Annotated in this window: 15 protein-coding genes; 14 read left to right on the top strand and 1 reads right to left on the bottom strand. The window is 33.6% G+C overall.

All coding sequences use genetic code 11. From position 1 onward, the window contains the following. Nucleotides 1-127: 127 nt before the first annotated feature. Nucleotides 128-2,011, top strand: coding sequence for a hypothetical protein (locus ACFQ1Q_RS02155; RefSeq protein ID WP_386127503.1), 1,884 nt, complete (start codon nucleotides 128-130; stop codon nucleotides 2,009-2,011). After that, entirely contained in the window at nucleotides 2,008-3,735 is a 1,728-nt protein-coding gene (locus ACFQ1Q_RS02150) for a hypothetical protein (protein WP_386127501.1), read from the top strand. Before ACFQ1Q_RS02155 ends, ACFQ1Q_RS02150 begins: the two co-directional genes overlap by 4 nt. 54 nt (nucleotides 3,736-3,789) lie before the next feature. Here ACFQ1Q_RS02150 and ACFQ1Q_RS02145 read toward each other — a convergent pair whose 3' ends face one another. After that, a complete protein-coding gene (locus ACFQ1Q_RS02145; protein WP_386127499.1) occupies nucleotides 3,790-5,073 on the bottom strand; it encodes a phage integrase SAM-like domain-containing protein in 1,284 nt (427 codons plus the stop codon). Between the two features lie 493 nt (nucleotides 5,074-5,566). Here ACFQ1Q_RS02145 and ACFQ1Q_RS02140 point away from each other — a divergent pair, with 493 nt between their 5' ends. The 12 genes from ACFQ1Q_RS02140 to ACFQ1Q_RS02085 all read left to right on the top strand — a co-directional run bounded on the left by ACFQ1Q_RS02140 (nucleotide 5,567) and on the right by ACFQ1Q_RS02085 (nucleotide 22,195). Beyond that, nucleotides 5,567-6,817, top strand: a complete 1,251-nt coding sequence (locus ACFQ1Q_RS02140; RefSeq protein WP_386127497.1) for a site-specific integrase — start codon at nucleotides 5,567-5,569, stop codon at nucleotides 6,815-6,817. Nucleotides 6,818-6,991: 174 nt separating this feature from the next. Continuing rightward, nucleotides 6,992-7,255 (top strand): helix-turn-helix domain-containing protein, encoded by a 264-nt coding sequence (locus tag ACFQ1Q_RS02135; protein ID WP_079738437.1) that lies wholly within the window; start codon nucleotides 6,992-6,994, stop codon nucleotides 7,253-7,255. Further along, a complete protein-coding gene (locus ACFQ1Q_RS02130) occupies nucleotides 7,255-8,751 on the top strand; it encodes a hypothetical protein (protein ID WP_079738438.1) in 1,497 nt (498 codons plus the stop codon). Before ACFQ1Q_RS02135 ends, ACFQ1Q_RS02130 begins: the two co-directional genes overlap by 1 nt. 50 nt (nucleotides 8,752-8,801) lie before the next feature. Continuing rightward, nucleotides 8,802-9,122, top strand: a complete 321-nt coding sequence (locus ACFQ1Q_RS02125; protein ID WP_079738439.1) for a DUF6660 family protein — start codon at nucleotides 8,802-8,804, stop codon at nucleotides 9,120-9,122. A gap of 49 nt (nucleotides 9,123-9,171) precedes the next feature. After that, entirely contained in the window at nucleotides 9,172-11,358 is a 2,187-nt protein-coding gene (locus ACFQ1Q_RS02120) for a TonB-dependent receptor (RefSeq protein WP_386127493.1), read from the top strand. A 2-nt stretch (nucleotides 11,359-11,360) separates the two neighbouring features. Then, complete coding sequence (locus ACFQ1Q_RS02115; protein ID WP_079738441.1) at nucleotides 11,361-11,774, top strand: Fur family transcriptional regulator; 414 nt, start codon at nucleotides 11,361-11,363, stop codon at nucleotides 11,772-11,774. Between the two features lie 56 nt (nucleotides 11,775-11,830). Continuing rightward, nucleotides 11,831-12,193: a DUF3703 domain-containing protein gene (locus tag ACFQ1Q_RS02110; protein WP_386127491.1), complete on the top strand. Its 363-nt coding sequence runs from the start codon at nucleotides 11,831-11,833 to the stop codon at nucleotides 12,191-12,193. Further along, entirely contained in the window at nucleotides 12,190-14,142 is a 1,953-nt protein-coding gene (locus ACFQ1Q_RS02105) for a heavy metal translocating P-type ATPase (RefSeq protein WP_386127489.1), read from the top strand. The genes ACFQ1Q_RS02110 and ACFQ1Q_RS02105 overlap by 4 nt, the downstream gene beginning before the upstream one ends. A gap of 71 nt (nucleotides 14,143-14,213) precedes the next feature. Next, a complete protein-coding gene (locus ACFQ1Q_RS02100; protein ID WP_386127487.1) occupies nucleotides 14,214-14,627 on the top strand; it encodes an HYC_CC_PP family protein in 414 nt (137 codons plus the stop codon). A 109-nt stretch (nucleotides 14,628-14,736) separates the two neighbouring features. Continuing rightward, entirely contained in the window at nucleotides 14,737-18,459 is a 3,723-nt protein-coding gene (locus ACFQ1Q_RS02095) for an efflux RND transporter permease subunit (protein WP_386127485.1), read from the top strand. Beyond that, nucleotides 18,456-19,694, top strand: a complete 1,239-nt coding sequence (locus ACFQ1Q_RS02090) for a TolC family protein (protein ID WP_386127483.1) — start codon at nucleotides 18,456-18,458, stop codon at nucleotides 19,692-19,694. Before ACFQ1Q_RS02095 ends, ACFQ1Q_RS02090 begins: the two co-directional genes overlap by 4 nt. Next, entirely contained in the window at nucleotides 19,694-22,195 is a 2,502-nt protein-coding gene (locus ACFQ1Q_RS02085; protein WP_386127481.1) for a heavy metal translocating P-type ATPase, read from the top strand. The genes ACFQ1Q_RS02090 and ACFQ1Q_RS02085 overlap by 1 nt, the downstream gene beginning before the upstream one ends. Nucleotides 22,196-22,198: the final 3 nt, after the last annotated feature.

Genomic DNA, 22,198 nt, shown 5'->3' with positions numbered 1-22,198 from the left:
TATCAAGGAAATTCAATAACAATATTTATTGTCAGAGCTGGAATAGTGAAATTCTAAATACTGATATGATTGTACTTGAAGAAACGCAATGTCAAATAACGTTTCTCTTTGAATTAAAATAAACTCAATGACTGAAAATTCACAAAAACAGGTGATTTTAGATTTTATAAATATTTATCTAAAATCTCAAAAACTACAATATTCAAAGAAAGAAATACCTCAACACACCGTCTTAATAGATACAGGCGTTTTATATGAAGTCAAGGAAAATAAAGGTATATTAGAGTTTGCAAGCAATTCTATGGAATTGCAACGAGTTGTATTAGAACATGCAGAGAGCAAACTCAAAACGACCTTACCCAAAGATGTTAATGAAGCATTTAAGTTTATAGATGATTTTGATGATGCCTTAAAAAAAGAATATGATTGTGAAAGAGTAATAAATTCATTTAGTACATTAATAAGAGGGTTGCGTGGCTATGTTCTACTGACCTTGCATAACCAAGGCATAGACATAAAGTCTTTTATCCTGAACATTGACGAGGTGGAAAGGGGTTTTTCGTTACACTATTTAGAGGGTGCGTTTTTTGATTTCTTACATCATTACGACTATATGGAAAAGGACTTTTTTGAAATTTTCAGAACTCTTTGGGATAGAAACGAAAGAAGCCATAGCGTGAGAACGGGACTACGTAAATTACCGAATAAAGACCTTAAAAAGAGTATAGCATTATTAGACTTCGCCTTCCAAAACAATGTACTCTTAGAGATAATCGCTGAACTCTTAATCGGTCTTTATAATACAGGAGAAACCTCAACTCTTAAAATGATTATCGACTTAAAAACAAAAGATGAAAAATTATGCTTAAACACACTAAGTAGGATTGAATACAAAAGTGAAAAGGACGTTAATAAAGCATTTGAGCAGATTGGAGAATTAGCCTTTAAGGACACTTTATTTGCGCGACAACAATCCTATTTGATAAGTAGTATAATCAAAAACGAAAACACGACTGATAGCACAAGGAAACAAGCCTTTAAACTTTGGCAAGAATTTTTGGAAAATGGAGAAAATGAAATTTTAAATCAAGTTTTTCAAGATATAAATTTCCTTGATGGTTATGAAAGCGATAAGTACGGACTACTTCATATATATCTTGCAAAAACAAAGAATTTCCACGTGATAAAAGATTTTTTTAGTTATCGGTTTGACGACCCTGCCTATATTTTTGATATTATGATGAAGTCTTACAATGCAAAACCCGATTACAGGTTTCCAATGGAGCTTTTTGAAAACGGAATAAGGCACGGTTGGAATACCCAACAAGATGAAACCGAAAAGCATATTCTTAATTTATTTAAGCACGGTTCAGCATTTGGGGTATTAGGCGTAAAAACAATTTTTAGCGCTTATCTCGGCATCTTTCAAGTTTACTTAACGAAATTAAACGAAGCTGAACACCAAGTTACCGCAATAGACAGTATCTGTAAACACCCGCATTCTTTTGACGTATTGTTACCTCTCATACTACCATTACGGAACTCAAAATTAAAGGGAATACGTAAGCATTTACAGGAGCATTTAGCCTACAAAGTCTTTAAAACCTATCACTCTTCTTTATATGAACAAATTAAAGAGAGCTTAGGTAATAGTAAAAACGATAAAGAGTTTTTAAGACCTATTAAAAAAGCATTGGATGACTATGAAAAGCTAAAGGAATTAAAGCAGTCCATAGACGATTTAAACCCATACCAAAATGAAAAACATTTAATTGACTTGTATCGAAGATTAGAACACGAAGCTCAAGCCAAAATGATGAAAGAAGTACATCAAGGAAAGGGTACATTTATGGAGATGGCTAAAAATACAATTATCGTTAGAGGTAATTCGTGGATGATGCGTGAGGGCGAAGTATCGCCTCTTGGTAGAGTTGAGAGTAAAATTCAAATTGATAGTAGTAGTTTCTTAAATCCAGACCTTTATGAACATAACTTAAAGCTACCGCAATGAATATAAAGCCACTAATCGTAAAATCTTATTTAGAGTCCTTAACAGAGGAGAAGGAACTTAATACTATATTTCCGATGCTTTTAACTTCACTAGGTTTTGAGATTTTAACGAAACCCACAGAAAATAAAGGTTTTTCTGAATATGGGAAAGATGTAGTAGCAGTTGGAAAAGACAAAGACGGAATAAAAAAACGTTTTTATTTTGAACTAAAAGGTGGAGAGGACAGGAACATTACAGCAAACAAATTAACCAAAAACGATGGGATTATAGAGTCATTGCGAGAGGCTAAATATGCTGAATTTGAAACTACCTACAAGGGATTTGATGTTCTCCCAAAGAAAGTAGTATTAGTGCATAATGGAGAGCTCAAAGGTAGTGCTAGAAAGACATATAAGGGTTTTATATCTAAAGAGTTTCCCGAAGAAGAAAATATTGAATGTGAGCGTTGGGGCATTGAAAAATTAAGTATTGAATTTTCAGAGCATTTATTTGGAGCTTACTTACTGACCGACCAAAGCACTACAAAAAAATTTAACAGGGTTTTAATCAATCTAAATGCCTCAAGCGGTATTTCAGATGATTTTATAAAGCTTATAGACGAACTCTTGAGTAAAAATGAATGGCAAGGTTGGAAAAAGAAAAAAAGACAATGGAAGTTGTTATTTGAAAGCCTTAAACTTATTTCACTTGTAATCTATACCGAGTCAAAAGAATATAACAACCTTGATATTGCGAAACGCTACTTAACACATTTAGTATTGAGGTTTTGGCATTGGATATTGAAAAATGACTTAGAAAATGACAAAAAAACTAAAGAATATTTTGATGATGTTCTAAATTTTTATTTGTCTGTTTTATCGGAATATTTTAAGCGCACTTATACCATCGCAAGCATACAAGATGGCTTATCCTACGAAAATTCGGGAAGATATGAGCAAGTAGGCTATACAAAACGGACATTTGAGTACTTAGAGTATTTAACGTTCCTGCTAAACATAGACCTATCCAATCCAAAAGTCGATAAAGAGACCATAAAAAAAATGTTGTCCGCTGTAATAAGCGCAAACAATGTTTCCTTACGCCCTTTAGTAGATATAAATTCAATTCCAATCGTAGATATTTTAAACATCTACATACAACTTGACGATAATGCAAGTGCTATTAATTACTTGCAAGGCGTTCTAAGCTACATAATTAATGGCAAAGAAAAATACAATAGGATGCCCGATGCAAATAATAGCTATGAAAATGTAATTAGGTTTACAACAGAAAAGGAAAAGCCTGTTTATTATTCAGATAGTACAAGTCCGCTTCTAGCAGTTTTACTAGAGTATGTAGCGATATTAAATTTGGAGAATGATTACAATATAGTTAGAAAATTTGTCATTGAAAATAAGATAGATTTGGGGCTTTTCGTACCACATCACGGAAAAAGCTCTATATCAAAAAACTTAATTAAAAATATGGAGGATGACTTAGATGAGCAACTTTTTTCGAATCCACATTTTAACGACGGATATCAAAGGGACATAAGACTTTTTATGAATTTACACGATGAAATGACCTTTGAAGATTTCAAAAATGAGTATAATAAACGAGTAGACGAATTTGAGTTTGATTATCGAACAGATAAAGCAGGTTATTCTTTCTTACGTAATTTAGCACATATCTACTTTCAAATACCCTACTTTCCTGATAAGTGGAGAGTACATTCATTAAATTAAGCTTAATTTGATTCTTGAATATTAAAGAGTTGACATAGATTTAAGAATCCCCAATCAATCACCGCTATTTCCAACTTTCCAGTACTTCGACAATTGTTCTGCGTAATCTATGTCAGCCTTCCCTATATATTGTAAAAACATTTTCTCTGTGGAATGTCCTGTTACGCTTATTAATAAGGCTGTAGGAATGTCTCCGTAAAACAATGTCGCAAACGTTCGTCGCATTATATGACTAGAGACTAGTTTATATTTTGGGTAGTTAGACCAAACCTTCCGCCTTGTACTTTTATCTATCAATCCTCCATATATCATTTCTGTTAGTCCAGATAATCTTGCTACTTCCTTAATGTGTTCATTAAATAACAAACGATTTGAAAAAATTGACTCTCTAAAGCGAGGAGGAAACTTGCCTTTATATTTTTTTAAAACCCCTTCAACTTTTGGGTGAACTAATATTGAAACTCTTTTTTTTGTTTTTTGTTGAGTTAATTCAATCATTCTATGACCACTTTTTGTAATGAGGTTGTCAGTAGTAATATCTAATAAATCAGAAACTCTTTGACCTAGATAGCACCCAATAATTAGCCAGTCTCTTGCCACGGATAAGTTTTTATCCTCGAAGACAGTTTTTTCTATCATTTCAATTTCTTTAAAACTCAGGGTGATTTTATCAGTTTTCTTTATAAAACCTTGTATCGATTCTAGTTGATGATGAACTCTTACACCGTTACGCTTGGCGTTTAAGCAAACTGTTTTTAAAAACTTGATATAGCGTCCCGCTGTATTCTCACCAAAATTTAATTCTTCTATTAAGAAGCTCAAAAAGTCATCCCTAAAATCAGAGCCAACATCACTTACTTTATACTTTTTTTCTCTTGATGTCTCATAAGCTACAATTTTTCTATGGATGGTATTATATTTTACAATAGTTGCTCTAGTGCATCCAATAGTCCCATTTTTATTTCTGTTGTTAGGGAGCTTTTCTACATAATGTTTTGCATATTCTTCTAAGTACTCTAATTTATTATCTCCGACTCTATTGAAAAAAGTATTTACTACACCTCCAAACCATTTTGAATCTAAATATTCGCCATCTGAATTCGCAGAATTGTAATATGAAGATATATGTCCTCTGAGTTGTTCCATAGTTGCTTTAAGTTCAATTCCACCAGTATAATTATCTAAGTTTTTTAGTTTACCTGTTTTTGTATTAAAGAATTTTGGGTCTACCTGTAACTGAGTACTCTTTCTAAATAAAACACCTCTTTTTACAGAGAATCGAACATAAAGGGTAGTGTGTGTTTTTTTATTTTTAATGTAAAAGCTAATTTTTGACATCGTTTATTTAGTTTATGGTTAACGAGTCCAAAAAGAGGTGGTGCAACATAAGGGCTACCATATCAGTATTTAGAATTTCACTATTCCAGCTCTGACAATAAATATTGTTATTGAATTTCCTTGATAAATATCTCCGAAGTGCTGTTCTAGCAACTGTTTTCAACGTTTCTATTATGAAGAATACGATGTATTTGGTATCGACCTTTAAAAATTAGTTTTAACTTCTTGATAGTCAATTACTTCCCTCATTCTCCGCCAAGATTTATTCAAAATCAACGAAAGTCCTGTAAACTCAATGTTTATGGGACTTTTTATTTTACCCAAAACATCAAAATATGTATTAAAAACCATTCTGTTGGTGACCTATTAGGTGACCTTTTTACAACCTTAATTAGGTCACCTAATTGTTTATAACTGTTTATAAATCAGTATAATAAACCAATTAAAAGACCTCGAAATTTTGTAAATTAATGTATAATTAAAGGTCACCAGAATGAACAAAACATTTGGATTATTATTCTACTTAAAAAAGAGTAAAGTAGATGCACAGGGCAAATGCCCTATTTACCTACGTATTACCATAGATGGTAAGCGTACAGAGATTAGTACAAAACGTACCATTGAGATTGAGAAATGGAGCGTTGAAGCCAATAAAGCTATTGGAAGAACAGAAGATATACGAGAACTAAATGCCTATTTAGATTCACTTACTTCAAAAGTATATCAAAGCCAAAGAGATTTAATTCAAGATAACAAAGAGGTTACAACCGAAACCCTTAAAAATAAGTTTTTAGGAGTGGAAGAAAAACAAAGAACACTCATAACCATCTTTAAAAATCACAACAAGCAAGTTGAAAAATTAGTTGGTAGAGAGTTTTCAGCAGGAACTTTAGAACGTTACAAAACTGTATGTAAGCATCTGAAAGAGTTTATGCAACATCAATACAATGTAAGCGATATTCCTGTAAACAGAATAGACCACAAGTATATAACAGATTTTGAGTTCTATTTAAAAACCGTAAGAAACTGCGGACATAACAGTACAATTAAGTATATCAAGAATTTTAAAAAGATAGTACGTATTGCAATAGCAAACGATTGGATTAAAAAAGACCCATTTCTAAATTATAAAGTCCGTTTAAAAGAAGTGGAACGTCAATTTCTTTCAGAAGAAGAAATACAAACAATGCTCGAAAAAGAATTACACACTAATCGTTTAGAGCAAGTAAGAGACATTTTTATATTCTGTTGCTTTACTGGTTTAGCATATAGCGACGTTAAGAAGCTCTCAAAAGACAATTTGGTATTTGGTATTGATGGTGATAAGTGGATAAAGACAAAGCGTACTAAAACCGATACACGTAGTAATATTCCACTACTTCCAACCGCTTTAGAAATTATAAAGAAATACGAGAACCATCCAGAAGCAGTTACTAAAGGTGTGTTACTTCCTGTATTGAGTAATCAAAAGTCTAATGCCTATTTAAAAGAGATAGCAGATTTGTGTGGTATTAATAAAAACTTAACTACACATTTAGCTCGTCATACCTTTGCAACTACTGTAACATTGTCTAATGGTGTGCCAATGGAATCTGTAAGCAAGATGTTAGGTCATAAATCACTTAAAACGACACAGCATTATGCCAAAATATTGGATAGAAAAGTAAGTGATGATATGGCAATTTTAAAACAAAAGTTTGCTGATAAAAGTAATGTTGATGCTTCCAAAAGAATCGCTAATTAACATATATAAACAAAGAACAAAAGTATATGCTTAAACCCTTGATTATTCAAGGGTTTTTCTGTTAAAAGATAGTGCATAAATGTTAATAAGTTTGTTTTATGTAAAGGTCAAAATATCGTAAATTAACACAATATAAATCAGGTGTTTACACCTTTTAATACGTTTTAATAAAAAATGACATTTGAAGTAATTACAAAGGATGATTTAAAGACTCTTAAACAGGAAATCATCACAGAACTGAAGACAATTTTAGGAAGCCAAACAGAGCAAAAAAAGTGGTTAAAATCAGCAGACGTACGTGAGCTATTAAATATTTCAGCAGGCACGTTGCAGAATTTACGAATCAACGGAACATTACCTTATACAAAAATGGGTAAAACTATGTACTATGAATATGATGATGTAATCGGAATTTTAATCCAAAACAAAAGTGCATAATGAGAATATACATACCTGAAAACTTGGATATATTCGAGTTAACGCACAATAATCCGCCAAGTTTTAAACCTTATAAGTTAGACAAGCTATGTTATATCCTGCATTTAATAAATGCTATTCCATTAATGGATAAGAATATTCAGGGCGAAGATTTTGTGCCTATCAACGCAAAAAAATTGCAGGATAAAATACAGAACTATAAAAAGTATCTTAACTATTTAGAAAGCGATTTACAAATTATTGAGTCCGATAATCATTATGTGGTTGGAGAAAAATCAAAAGGATTTCGATTTATTGAGAGATACAGAACACCTGTAAAATCAATGCAAGTTGAAGACTTCACTTTTAGAAACAAATTAAAAGCCCATAAAAATCGTAAAATAGAGTCGGTTAAACATCTTGGCTTTTTAACAAAGTGGTTTAATGATAAACTACGAATTGATTATGATTACATAGATGACTTTTTAGTTCAAGAGCATAATTTAAAAATAAAAGATAAAGCACTTTGGGAGTACGACAGAGTAAGAAAAAAATATAAGCATCCAACAAATCAAATGGTACACGCTCAAATGAGCGCACAAAGGTTAAAATGGCAAGATTATAATTTGATGTTGGATGATAATGTATATCGCTTTCATACCAATTTGACCAATATGCCAAGTCGAATTAGAAATGCTGTTACGTATGATGGCCAAAAATTAATTTCGTTAGATATTAAAAACAGTCAACCCTATTTAAGTACTATTTTGTTGAGTCGTGATTTTTGGATAGTGCAAAAATTTGAGCGAAATAAGAATAACTCATTGTCGATTGCTTTTGATGAACCGCAGAGTCGCTATTTTTCTTATCTTAATAAAATAAATAAGGTTTTCAATGAAATAAAGAGTGATACATTAAATATTTCACATATAAATATTCATAACAATGATTCTTACATTATGTTAGGAGAAATCCCCCAATCCCTTATAAATAATGAGTTTCAAGACTATATTGATTTAGTAGTATCTGGAAAGTTATATGAGTTTTTAGAGGATGCCTTTTTACAGGAATTAGGTATTGAATTAAAAGACCGCAAAGAAGTTAAAGCAGCAGTTTTTCAAGTGTTGTTTACATCCAACCAATTTAAGGGGCAAGCAGAAGCAGCACCCAAAAGGTTATTTGAGCAAAAGTTTAAAGCGGTGTATGATGTATTTGCTAAAATAAAAAGTAAGGACAAATCTTTACTTCCAAGATTATTACAGAGCATAGAGAGTCATTTAATGATTAACATCATAGCAAAGCGTGTTTCAGAAGAATATCCATTAGCACCTATATACACTATTCACGATAGCATATCTACTACTGAAGAATATGTAGAAGTAGTTGAGCAGATTATGATGGAAGAGTTAACCAAGGCTATTGGTCATCCACCAACAATAAAACAAGAGGTATGGTGTAAAAGCAATATGGTAAAGCATCTTGAAACTTTAAAGGAGAAAGCAAAGGTTGTCGCTTAAATAAAATAATTGCACAACCATTGCATCATTAAATTTTTATCTTTGTAATTGTGAAATTTGTAACAATCATATTATCATTAATTATACTATTGCTTTCAGCAAAGCCTTGTTCTGATGGGCAAAATATAGAAGACCAGCAGCATCAAGACGAGATAAGTACAAATCATAATCATCAAGAAGATAGCGACGATTCTTGTCCTGTAACTTGTATTTGTAATTGTTGCGGTATGACAATTACTTACGAACCCATCAAGACATTTGATTTAAAACTTAATATTGAAATCTCAACGGATTTAATTTCTACATATCAACCTATTTACGGGTTTAATTTCCTTTCCAATATTTGGCATCCGCCACAAGTAATCAGCTAAAACAAATCGATTTTAAATCAATTATTTAGTTAATTACAAATACAATTCAATGAATAAATACCTATTGAGCATAAAGCTCATATTAATACTTTGCCTATCGTTACAGGCACAAACATCAGACATACAAATAAAAGTCCTAACAGAAGCTGAAAACGAGCCTTTATTGGGCGCAACGGTTTATTTTGAAGCATTAGAAAAAGGAGCAGTAACCGATTTTGATGGTATTGCAACTTTTACAGAAATACCAGATGGTCAGCATCAAATAATAATTTCCTTTTTAGGCTTTGAAGCATTTGAGACAACAATTCAAATTCCAAGTAATACAGCGTTAGTCTTTAAATTAAAAGAAGGTGGTAATCAATTAGATGCTGTAGTACTGCAATCTTCAAGAAGTACGAGAACCGTTAGAAAAATACCGACACGTATAGAGTTTATAGGTGCAGAGGAATTAGGAGAAAAAGCAATAATGAATCCTACTAATATTTCTATGGTGCTTCGTGAAAGCACAGGAATACAAATGCAACAAACATCATTAAGTAGTGGGAGTACCAATATTCGTATTCAAGGTTTAGATGGTAGGTACACACAGCTTTTAAGAGATGGATTTCCATTATATGGTGGTTTCTCAAGTGGGTTAAGTATTTTACAAATACCACCTTTAGACTTACAACAATTTGAAATTATTAAAGGAAGTTCGTCAACACTTTATGGTGGAGGTGCTATTGCAGGATTAGTAAATATGGTATCTAAAACACCAGATGAAGAACCTGCATTAGATATTATGCTAACTCAAACACAAGCGTTAGGAAGTACAGCCAATGTTTTTTATAGCAAACGAAATGAAAAATTCGGTGTTTCACTTTATGGCTCTGGTCATTACCAAAAAGGGTACGACCCAGAAGATGATGGCTTTAGCAATCTACCAAAAACAACATCAATTTCATTTAATCCTAAATTGTTTTATTACCCATCAGAGAAAACAACACTTTGGTTTGGATTAAACGGAACGTATGACGATAGAATTGGTGGAGATATTACTAAAATTGAAAGTGGTGAGGATGGTATTCATCAATATACAGAAGAAAACAATTCAAAACGATTAAGCAGTCAATTGGTATATCAAACACAATTAGATACTGTCAGTTCATTAGAGTTTAAAAATAGTGTCTCTTTTTTCGATAGGAATTTAACCGTTCCAGATTTTAATTTTGATGGCAAACAAACAAATACCTTTACTGAAATCTCATATAATACAGCATCAGAAAATACGGATTGGATAGTTGGAGCTAATCTTTATACCTCAAATTTCGATGAAAATGATAACGCACCATTACAGCGAGACCAAAAAGATGTGACCTTTGGCGCATTTGCAAATAATATTTATGACTTATCAGATAATTGGATATTGGAAACAGGATTAAGAGCAGATTATAATACTGATTTCGGTTTCTTTCCACTTCCAAGAATTTCATTACTCTACAAAAATGATAGTGGGTTTTCAAGTAGAATTGGTGGTGGTTTAGGGTATAAGATTCCAGATATTTTCACAGAAGAAGCAGAGTATATCAATTTTGAAAATGTCCTCGCCATAGATAAATCAACAATAGATGCAGAACGTTCTTATGGTGTTAATTTCGATGTAAACTATCAAACACGATTATCTGATGAGATTGGTTTTTCTATAAACCAATTATTCTATGTGACTGCAATAAATGATGGTCTACTTTTAAATTCTACAGATAACGGTTTATTTCAGTTTGAAAATGCACCAGATGAAATCTTTAGCAAAGGAGCAGAAACCAATATAAAATTTACTTACAAAGACTTTAGATGGTTTTTAAACTATGCGCTTATTGATACCAAACTAAATTATTTACCTGGTAATCCACAGAAGCCATTAACCGCAAAACACAACGCAGGTAGTGTATTAATGTACGAATCTGAAAAATGGCGAATTGGTTACGAAACCTTTTATACAGGAAAACAGTTTTTATCTAATCGAACCGAAACTACAGACTTTGTAACTATGGGTTTATTGGTTATGCGTAACTTTAAATTAGGAAGTGTATTTGTAAATTTCGAAAACTTTACAGATAGAAGACAAAGCAGATTTTCACCTTTGGTTTTACCACCACACGACAATCCTGTTTTTCCAGAGATTTATGCACCTACAGATGGTTTTATATTTAGTGTAGGTCTTATTATTAAACCATTTGGAAACGAAGACCACGATTAAATATGGAAACAATAGAACAAGTATTAGAGTCAAAAAATATTCGTGTTACAGCAATGCGTATGTTAATTTATAAGTTTCTTGCAGAAAAAGAGATAGCGGTAACATTGAGTGATATTGAAAATGCTTTTGAAAAAGCAGATAGAACTACCTTGTACAGAACTATTAAAACTTTTGAAGAAAAGGATATTGTGCATCAAATAGACGATGGCACAGGGATAACAAAATATGCGTTATGCGAAAAGGGATGTAATTGTGATATAAAAACCGATTTACACTTACATTTCCATTGTAACAATTGCAATGAAACCATTTGCCTAACAGAACATAAAATACCGCAAATTAAAGTACCTGATGGTTTTGTGTCAGAGAATGTAAATTTGGTGGTAAAAGGTATTTGCGATAAGTGTAGTGGCTAATAATTGCACTTCCATTGCACTTACTATTAAAGTACATTTATCCAAAATTAGTGGATATGAAGTTTAATACTAAAATACCTAAACATCTTAAACAGGCGTATAACGAAGAATTAAAACTATACAGTTTCTGTTTAGAAAATAAGCATTTTGGCAATGCTTGGTATCATTTAGAACGCAGTCATATCATAGGGCAATCTTATCCAATAGAACATACCTATTCACATTGGTTAATGCTAAAATTTGGATTTAGACAAAAAGATACTAAAGAAGTAATAGGTCAAATAGTTAGGTTGTTTGTGGGTGGCTGGAAATCATTTATAAATCACGTTCCACTTGGTAATACAGGTGGAGCAAACGGGCCACCATTAAAACGGATGCCTATTCCCAATGACATTGAAAAATTATTAGATATTAAATGAAAAAAAAGAAAGTCAATTTAAGAGATTTAAAACCAAATTCAGAAGAACAACATTCTCACGATGATGGTCACGACCACGGAGATGGAAGTGCATTCAAGACATACATTCCTGCTATTATAAGTTTTGTTATGTTAATGGTAGGTATCGCTGTAGATTATTTTGATGCGATTCCTCAATTTGAAGGATTGATTCGAGTAGTTTGGTACACTTTAGCATATATTCCAGTTGGATTTCCTGTAATTAAAGAAGGATGGAAAAGTCTTATAAAAGGCGATGTTTTTACCGAGTTCTTTTTAATGTCTATTGCCTCCATTGGTGCGTTTATCATTGGTGAATATCCTGAAGGTGTGGCAGTAATGCTATTTTATGCAGTAGGAGAATTATTTCAAAACGCAGCAGTTAATAGAGCAAAAGGAAATATTAAAGCCTTATTAGATGTTCGACCAAAAGAAGCCAATGTATTTCGTGATGGTGATTATGTTAGTGTGTCGCCAGAAGCTGTAAATATTGGTGAAAAAATACAAATTCGAGTAGGTGAGAAAATACCGTTAGATGGGATTTTATTATCCGAAAAAGCATCTCTAAACACCGCAGCGTTAACAGGCGAGAGCAAACCAGATTCCATTCAGAAAGAAGCAAAGGTTTACGCAGGTAGTATCAATTTAGAAAGCGTTATTGAAGTTGAGGTAACTAATAAGTTTGAAGACAGTTCTATTGCGAGAATATTAGATTTGGTTCAAAATGCTACAGCTCGTAAGTCTAAAACAGAACTATTTATTAGACAGTTTGCTCGTATCTACACACCAATTGTTGTGTTTTTAGCTATTGGTGTTACTTTTATACCTTACTTTTTTGTAGATGATTATGTGTTTAGAGATTGGTTATACAGAGCATTAATTTTCTTGGTAATATCTTGTCCTTGTGCCTTAGTGATTTCAATTCCATTAGGATATTTCGGTGGATTGGGAGCAGCTTCAAAAAATGGAATATTATTTAAAGGTGCTTCATTTTTAGATGCTATGACCAAAATAAATACTTTGGTAATGGACAAAACAGGAACCGTTACCAAAGGTGTTTTTAAAATCAAAGAAGTAAAAGCAATTGGTTGGAATGAAACCGAATTTATGCAATACTTAATGGCGTTGGAAGAACAATCCACGCATCCAATTGCTAAAGCCATTTTAGAGTACAAAGCTGAAGGAGAAGATTTTGAAGCACAAGACGTTTCTGAAATTGCAGGTAAAGGTTTAAAAGGCGTTGTTAATGGTAAAACAGTTTTAGTAGGAAATAAAGCCTTAATGACTGCGAATAATATAAATGTTCCATCTGAAACGGAATCTATTGTAGAATCGATAGTATTAGTTGCAATCGATAATCAATTTGCAGGTTATGTAGTCATAGCAGATGAATTAAAGGAAGATGCAAAAGAAACTATTACAGCATTACACAAAGTAGGCATTAAAAATATTATGATGCTTTCCGGTGATAAAGATTCCATCACGCAACAAGTCGCTAAAGAGTTGAATATCGAAAATGCTAAAGGTGGTTTACTTCCAGAAGATAAATTAAACGAAGTTGAAATTTTAAAGAAAAATCCTGAAAACAAAATAGCCTTTATAGGTGATGGTATTAACGATGCACCTGTTTTAGCAGCAAGTAACGTTGGTATTGCAATGGGTGGTTTAGGTAGTGATGTAGCTATTGAAACAGCAGACGTTATCATTCAAACCGACCAGCCTTCAAAAGTAGTTAGAGCCATTAAAATAAGTCGTTCTACAAGAAAAATTGTTTGGCAAAATATCATTTTAGCGTTTGGAGTTAAAGTTATTGTCTTGATATTAGGAGCAGGTGGTTTAGCCACAATGTGGGAAGCTGTTTTTGCAGATGTAGGAGTAGCATTATTAGCAATTTTAAATGCAGTTAGATTGCAGAAAATGACTTGGGATTAAGCAGATTAATCAATTAAACTTCTGTTAAACAAAATCAATAGTTGTTAAAATTTCGTAACTTCGCAATCAATATGAAGCAGATTTTCCATAAAATAATGTCTTTAGCAATGACTTTTGCAGTGTTATTCTCTACAATGTCATTTACTGTGAATATGCATTATTGCGGAGATACGTTAGTAGAAACTGCTATTTTTCATAAGGCCAAAGGGTGCGGAATGGAAATGGAAAAGCCTTCAACCGAAGGATGCTCTATTACCAAGAAAAATTGTTGTGATGATGAACAATTAGCAATTGAAGGTCAAGACGAATTACAATTGCAAGTTGACAAAATCACATTTGAACAACACCTATTTATAGCTTCATTTGTTTACACGTACATTAACCTTTTTGAAGGTTTAGAAAATAACGTTTCTACTTACGAAGAATATAAACCGCCACTCGTCATAAGGCAACTCTACAAGATTGACGAAACATACTTAATTTGATTTTTAAACAATAGACTTTTTTATCCTATGACTGCAATGTCGTAAGGATAATTTGCTGTATTCGGTGTTTTTCTTACACCAATGTCCAACTGTTTAATAATCAAAGCCAATGCTCAATAAAAGCATCAAATTTTTAATAGAAAACAAACTCGTAGCAGTTCTGCTACTCGTCCTTTTTGTAGGATGGGGAACGGTTAATGCACCTTTCAATTGGGATACTGGTTTCTTACCAAGTAATCCAGTTGCTGTAGATGCCATACCAGATATAGGTGAAAACCAACAAATAGTATTTACTAAATGGGATGGTCGCTCACCACAAGATATAGAAGACCAAATTACCTATCCACTCACAACATCTTTACTCGGTATTCCAGGTGTAAAAACCATTCGTAGTTCCTCTATGTTTGGGTTTTCAAGCATCTATATCATTTTTGAAGAGGATATAGAATTTTACTGGAGCAGAAGTCGTATTCTCGAAAAACTTAATTCCTTACCAAGTGGTTTATTACCTGAAGGTGTGAATCCAGCTTTAGGCCCAGATGCCACAGGATTAGGACAAATATTTTGGTACACACTTGAAGGTCGTGACGAAAACGGAAATGTAACTGGTGGTTGGGATTTGCAAGAGTTACGCAGTATTCAGGATTACTATGTAAAGTATGCGTTGTCCTCTGCAAGTGGTGTTTCCGAGGTTGCTTCTATTGGTGGCTATGTTCAGGAGTATCAAGTAGACGTAAATCCAGAACTAATGCGTCAGTATAATATTGGATTGCATCACGTTGTAAAAGCAGTTAAGGAAAGTAATAAGGATATTGGTGCACAGACTTTGGAAATTAACCAAGCCGAATATTTAGTTCGTGGTTTGGGTTATGTGAAATCCATTTCAGACATCGAAAATGCGGTAGTCACTTCCGAGGATTACACAGCAATCAAAATCAAAGATATTGGAAAAGTCTCTTTAGGTCCTGCAACACGACGTGGCTTATTAGATAAAGAAGGTGCAGAAGTTGTTGGAGCTGTTGTGGTGGCTCGTTATGGCGCAAACCCAATGGAAGTCATTAATAACGTAAAGGAAAAAATTAATGAATTAAGTGCAGGATTACCTTCAAAAGTATTAGCGGATTGTAGAACATCACAAGTAACTATAGTGCCTTTTTATGACAGAACAGAACTGATACAAGAAACATTAGGCACACTTAACGAAGCCCTAACTCTTGAAATATTGATTACCATTTTAGTAATAATTATTATGGTGTTTAATCTTCGAGCTTCCGTACTAATTTCTGGACTATTACCTGTTGCAGTTTTAATGGTATTTATTGCAATGAAACTCTTTGGTGTAGATGCCAACATTGTCGCTTTATCAGGTATTGCTATTGCTATCGGAACAATGGTCGATGTTGGTGTCATACTATCAGAAAATATTATTCGGCATTTAGACGAGAATCGTTCCCACGAAAGTGGGAATCTCATCCCAATTAACACAGTAGTCTATAACGCAACAGCTGAAGTATCTGGCGCAATCGTAACCGCAGTTATGACAACTATTATCAGTTTCATTCCTGTATTTACAATGATTGGAGCGGAAGGAAAACTATTCAGACCATTAGCCTTCACAAAGACTTTTGCACTAACAGCCTCTATAATAGTAGCGTTATTTTTAATTCCACCGTTTGCTGCATTTTTATTCAGAAAGAAAAACATTAAAAGCACTTTTAAATATGTTTTAAATGGTGTTTTAATAGCATTGGGAATCGTAGCTATAGTCTATGGGTATTGGTTAGGATTGATTTTGATAGCGTTTGGAATTACAGCACTTCTCAATCTTCAAAATAAGATAACAGACAAGCAAGCTAATCTTATCAATATTATTATTTCTGTATCAGCTATTGTGTTCTTGTTAGCCGAATACTGGAGACCATTAGGCGTTGATAAAAGCATTTTTTGGAATCTCATTTTTGTTAGTATTATTTGCTTTGGTTTATTGGGTGTTTTCTCATTATTTATAAAATACTACACACGTATTTTAAGGTGGTGTTTAGATAACAAACTATTGTTTTTATCTGTTCCGACTGCTATTGTCATCGCAGGATTTTTTATAATGAAGAACACAGGCAAAGAGTTTATGCCATCCTTAAATGAAGGCTCATTTCTACTAATGCCAACCTCAATGCCTCATTCTGGCGTAGAAGAAAACAAAAGAGTTTTACGGCAATTGGATATGGCAGTAGCCAGTATTCCAGAAATTGAAACAGTTGTAGGTAAAGCAGGTAGAACAGAATCGGCGTTAGACCCAGCACCATTATCAATGTACGAAAACATCATTCAGTACAAACCAGAATATATGTTGAATGCAGAAGGAGAAAGGCAACGCTACAAAGTAAATGATGATGGTTGGTTTGAATTAAAAGATGGTCGTTTTATTTCTAATCCTAATAATTCTGAAAATGTTGCTTATAGCTCAGTTAAAAGGTCTCAACTAATCGAAGATGGCGATGGTGAATACTATCGTAATTGGCGACCAGAAATTGAATCACCAGACGATATTTGGAATGAAATTGTAAGAGTTACCAAATTACCAGGCGTAACCTCTGCACCAAAACTACAACCAATAGAAACAAGATTGGTAATGCTTCAAACAGGAATGCGAGCACCTATGGGAATTAAAGTAAAAGGTCAAGACTTAAAGCATATTGAAGCGTTTGGTGTGCAATTAGAAAACATTATCAAGGAAGCTGAAGGCGTTAAAAAAGAAGCTGTTTTTGCAGACCGTATTGTTGGCAAACCCTATTTGTTAATTGATATTGATAGAGAGAAAATTGCACGTTATGGCATTTCAATACAAGATGTTCAGGATGTATTAAAAGTTGCAGTTGGTGGTATGGTTTTAACACAAACGGTTGAAGGTCGTGAGCGATATGGTGTTCGAGTGCGATACCCAAGAGAATTACGAGCAAATCCAACAGACTTACAACAGATTTATGTACCAGTTTCAACAGGTAGTCCTATTCCATTAAGCGAATTGGCAACCGTTCGTTACGAACAAGGGCCACAAGTCATTAAAAGTGAAGACACCTTTTTAGTAGGTTATGTCTTGTTTGATAAATTAGATGGTTTTGCAGAAGTAAGCGTTGTTGAAAATGCACAAGCACTAATCCAAGAAAAGATAGATTCTGGTGAATTAATAGTTCCAAAAGGAATCAACTATGCATTCACAGGAACGTATGAAAATCAGTTACGAGCAGAAAAAACACTATCTGTTGTTGTGCCATTAGCATTGGCAATCATCTTTTTAATACTGTATTTTCAATTCCGTTCTGTTGGCACATCATTAATGGTGTTTACAGGTATTGCAGTAGCGTTTGCAGGTGGCTTTATAATGATATGGCTCTATGGCCAAGATTGGTTTTTAAACTTCAACTTCTTTGGGGAAAATATGCGTGACTTATTCCAGATGCATCCCATTAATTTAAGTGTGGCGGTTTGGGTTGGTTTTATTGCACTCTTTGGTATTGCAACAGATGATGGGGTAGTAATGGCCACCTATTTAACGCAAACTTTTGATAGAAACGCACCAGAAAATAAAAAGGAAATTAGAGCATCCATTGTTGAGGCAGGAGAAAAACGAATCAGACCCTGTTTAATGACAACAGCAACCACCATATTAGCATTATTACCAATACTCACGTCTACAGGACGAGGAAGCGATATAATGATTCCAATGGCAATACCAAGTTTTGGAGGAATGCTCATAGCCTTAATAACCTTATTTGTAGTTCCAGTATTATACAGCTGGAAATCCGAAGTTCAACTTAAAAGAGCAACAAAATGAAATACATAAAAATCAATAAAAAAACAGTCTTTGTTCTTTGTGCTTTATGCTTTGTTTTTTCTGCACAAAGTCAAGAGTTAGAAACGCTTATTGATGTTGCATTAAATAACAATCCAGATATTCAAAAATTTGAGTTGCAATACAAAAGAGCTTCTGAAAAAGTAAACGAAGTCAATACCATTCCTAATACCGAATTTGGTGTAGGTTACTTTGTAAGCGAACCAGAAACACGAACAGGAGCGCAACGCTTTAAAGTATCTGCCAAACAAATGTTACCGTGGTTTGGTACAATTACATCAAGAGAAAATTATATCAGTTCATTTGCTGATGCTAAATATGAAGACATTGTTATTGCAAAACGAAGATTGATGGCTTCTGTATCACAATCCTATTATAATTTATACGCCAACAAAGCGAAACAAAAGGTGCTAACAGAAAACATAAAATTACTTGAGGCCTATGAAACATTAGCACTAACCTCTGTTGAGGTTGGTAAAGCATCAGCTGTAGATGTATTGCGATTACAAATGCGTCAAAACGAAATGCAACAACTAAAAGATGTTTTAAGTCAACAGTTTTTAGCAGAACAAACAAATCTGAATAATCTTTTGAACAGGGAAAATGATGTTGTTGTTACTGTGGTAGATAATTTAATGATGCCATCAGAAGACTTCGAAATCACTACTGAAAATTTAGCATTGCATCCTGAATTGTTGAAGTATGATAAACTATTTCAATCCATAGAACAATCAGAATTACTAAACCAAAAAGAAAGCAGTCCTATGATTGGTTTTGGCTTGGACTATATCAATGTTTCCGAAAGGCCAGATATGAATTTCTCGGATAACGGTAAAGATATTGTGATGCCTATGGTTTCATTGTCAATCCCAATTTTTAATAAAAAATATGAATCTCAAACCAAGCAAAATGAGTTGCAACAGGAAGAAATAACAGCTCAAAAACAAGAACGATTAAACACTTTGGAAACACTTTTAAGTAAGGCGATTAATGAACGTATTTCGGCAAGAATAAGTTATGAGACTCAAATCAAGAACTTAAAACAAGCTAAAGATGCAGAAGACATCTTAATCAAAAGCTATGAAACAGGAACGATTGATTTTAATGATGTTTTGGATATTCAAGAGTTGCAGCTAAAGTTTCAAATGAACCAAATAGAATCTGTGAAGAACTACTATGTGCAAAGTACAATCATTAATTATTTAACACAGCAATAATGAAACACACATATCACATACACGGAATGACCTGTAACGGTTGTCGAAGTCACGTAGAAGAAGCACTCTCTAAAGTGAAAGGCGTTTCAAAAGCAATAGTTGATTTGGATAAGTCAGAAGCTACAATCGAAATGGAATCACATATTCCCATAGAAACTTTTCAAGAAGCCTTAAAAAAGGATGGTGACAGATACAGTATTCATAAACAAGGTGAACAGCATCAACATTCAAAAGATAAAAAGAAAGAGCAACCAAAAGGGAAAGGCAAAGGCACATTTTATTGTCCTATGCATTGCGAAGGCGATAAAACTTATGACAAACCAGGCGATTGTCCTGTTTGCGGAATGGATTTGGTGGAAGAACAAAATCTATCAGCAACTTCAAAGGAACAATGGACGTGTCCGATGCATCCAGAAATTGTCAAAGACGAAGCAGGTTCGTGTCCTATTTGTGGGATGGATTTAGTGCCAATGGAAGCAGATAGTTCAGCAGAAGAAAAAACGTATAAGAAGCTATTAAAGAAATTTTGGATAGCATCTGTATTCACATTACCCATTTTCTTAATTGCTATGAGCGAAATGCTTAATAACAATCCATTGTATAATATAATGGAACAGAAAAATTGGAACTGGATTCAGTTTGTTTTATCCATTCCAGTTGTCTTTTACGCTACGTGGATGTTCTTTGAACGTGCTTATAGAAGCATAAAAACGTGGAATCTCAATATGTTTACACTCATTGGAATTGGTGCAGGTGTTGCGTGGTTGTTTAGCGTAATTGGAATGTTATTTCCGGATGTGTTTCCAAGTCAATTTAAAACCGAGTCAGGTGCAGTCCACGTCTATTTTGAAGCAGCAACGGTAATTCTAACGTTAGTACTATTAGGTCAGCTGTTAGAAGCTCGTGCGCATAGTAAAACCAATTCGGCAGTAAAAGAATTGTTAAAATTAGCACCTAACAAAGCCATAAAAATAGTAGATGGCGAAGAAGTTGAAGTCAGTATTGACGAGATAGAACTTAATGATATTCTAAAAGTGAAACCAGGCGATAAAATTCCTGTGGATGGTGTGATAACTGAAGGCGAAACAACTATTGACGAATCTATGATTACAGGAGAACCTATTCCTGTAAACAAATCTCAAGAAGATAAAGTAAGTAGCGGAACAATAAATGGCAATCAATCCTTTTTAATGAAAGCTGAAAAGGTAGGTAGTGACACTTTATTATCACAAATCATTCATATGGTGAATGATGCCAGTAGAAGTCGTGCACCTATTCAAAATTTAGCGGATAGAGTTTCGGGTTACTTCGTGCCAGTTGTAGTAATCATTTCGATAATCACATTTATAGTATGGTCTATTTGGGGACCAGAACCAGTTTATGTGTATGCGTTTGTGAATGCAATTGCAGTACTAATCATTGCGTGTCCTTGTGCTTTAGGTTTAGCAACACCAATGTCTGTAATGGTTGGTGTAGGTAAAGGTGCTCAAAATGGTGTATTGATTAAAAATGCTGAAGCTCTTGAAAAAATGGATAAGGTGAATACGCTTATCGTTGATAAAACAGGCACAATTACCGAAGGAAAACCAACAGTTGAAACCGTTGGTGCTTTTAATGAGGCTTTAAGCGAAAAAGAAGTGTTACAATACATCGTTTCATTAAATACCAATAGCGAACATCCTTTAGCAGAAGCAACTGTTAAATATGGCAAAGAACACAACGCAGAAATTTTAAAGTCCGAAGATTTTAGTGCAGTCACAGGAAAAGGTGTTGAAGCGACCATAAAAGATAAAAAAGTAGCATTAGGTAATCCTAAAATGATGGAATATGTGAAAGCAGAAATTGCTTCTAAAATGAAAGACGAAGCGAAATCTTACCAAAAACAAGGCAAAACAGTTTCTTATTTGTCAATAGATGAAACCGTCGTTGGATATGTAGTTATAGGCGATAAGATAAAAGAAACAAGTGCTAAAGCCATTAAAGCACTTCAAGATAAAGGGATTGATGTAATAATGCTTACAGGCGATAATCACGATACCGCACAAGCAGTAGCATCAGAACTAAATCTTGCAGATTTTAAAGCCAGTATGTTACCAGAAGACAAACTCAAAGAAGTAGAGAAATTACAAGAAAACGGAAAAGTAGTTGCTATGGCAGGTGATGGTATTAACGATGCACCAGCATTGGCTAAAAGCGATGTTGGTATTGCTATGGGAACAGGAACAGACGTAGCAATTGAAAGCGCAATGATAACACTCGTAAAAGGCGATTTAAACGGAATTGTAAAAGCAAGAAATTTAAGCGATTCTGTAATGAGAAACATTAAGCAAAACCTATTTTTCGCGCTTATCTATAACACATTAGGTGTGCCTATTGCAGCAGGTGTGTTGTTCCCATTCTTCGGAATATTACTCTCGCCAATGATTGCAGCTTTAGCAATGAGTTTTAGCTCTGTTTCGGTTATTGGTAACGCATTAAGATTAAGAACGATTAAAGTATAACTA

The sequence above is a fragment of the Winogradskyella litorisediminis genome (assembly GCF_042675765.1).
Classification (GTDB): domain Bacteria; phylum Bacteroidota; class Bacteroidia; order Flavobacteriales; family Flavobacteriaceae; genus Winogradskyella; species Winogradskyella litorisediminis.
The sequence above is the reverse complement of the archived record's forward strand: the minus strand, read 5'-3'. Positions and strand labels throughout refer to the sequence as shown.

Excerpts from the sequence above, each read along its gene's own strand:
- ACFQ1Q_RS02155 (WP_386127503.1), top strand. The coding sequence starts at position 128 with ATGACTGAAAATTCACAAAAACAGGTGATTTTAGATTTTATAAATATT.
- ACFQ1Q_RS02150 (WP_386127501.1), top strand. The coding sequence starts at position 2,008 with ATGAATATAAAGCCACTAATCGTAAAATCTTATTTAGAGTCCTTAACA.
- ACFQ1Q_RS02145 (WP_386127499.1), bottom strand. The coding sequence starts at position 5,073 with ATGTCAAAAATTAGCTTTTACATTAAAAATAAAAAAACACACACTACC.
- ACFQ1Q_RS02140 (WP_386127497.1), top strand. The coding sequence starts at position 5,567 with ATGAACAAAACATTTGGATTATTATTCTACTTAAAAAAGAGTAAAGTA.
- ACFQ1Q_RS02135 (WP_079738437.1), top strand. The coding sequence starts at position 6,992 with ATGACATTTGAAGTAATTACAAAGGATGATTTAAAGACTCTTAAACAG.
- ACFQ1Q_RS02130 (WP_079738438.1), top strand. The coding sequence starts at position 7,255 with ATGAGAATATACATACCTGAAAACTTGGATATATTCGAGTTAACGCAC.
- ACFQ1Q_RS02120 (WP_386127493.1), top strand. The coding sequence starts at position 9,172 with ATGAATAAATACCTATTGAGCATAAAGCTCATATTAATACTTTGCCTA.
- ACFQ1Q_RS02115 (WP_079738441.1), top strand. The coding sequence starts at position 11,361 with ATGGAAACAATAGAACAAGTATTAGAGTCAAAAAATATTCGTGTTACA.
- ACFQ1Q_RS02110 (WP_386127491.1), top strand. The coding sequence starts at position 11,831 with ATGAAGTTTAATACTAAAATACCTAAACATCTTAAACAGGCGTATAAC.
- ACFQ1Q_RS02105 (WP_386127489.1), top strand. The coding sequence starts at position 12,190 with ATGAAAAAAAAGAAAGTCAATTTAAGAGATTTAAAACCAAATTCAGAA.
- ACFQ1Q_RS02100 (WP_386127487.1), top strand. The coding sequence starts at position 14,214 with ATGAAGCAGATTTTCCATAAAATAATGTCTTTAGCAATGACTTTTGCA.
- ACFQ1Q_RS02095 (WP_386127485.1), top strand. The coding sequence starts at position 14,737 with ATGCTCAATAAAAGCATCAAATTTTTAATAGAAAACAAACTCGTAGCA.
- ACFQ1Q_RS02090 (WP_386127483.1), top strand. The coding sequence starts at position 18,456 with ATGAAATACATAAAAATCAATAAAAAAACAGTCTTTGTTCTTTGTGCT.
- ACFQ1Q_RS02085 (WP_386127481.1), top strand. The coding sequence starts at position 19,694 with ATGAAACACACATATCACATACACGGAATGACCTGTAACGGTTGTCGA.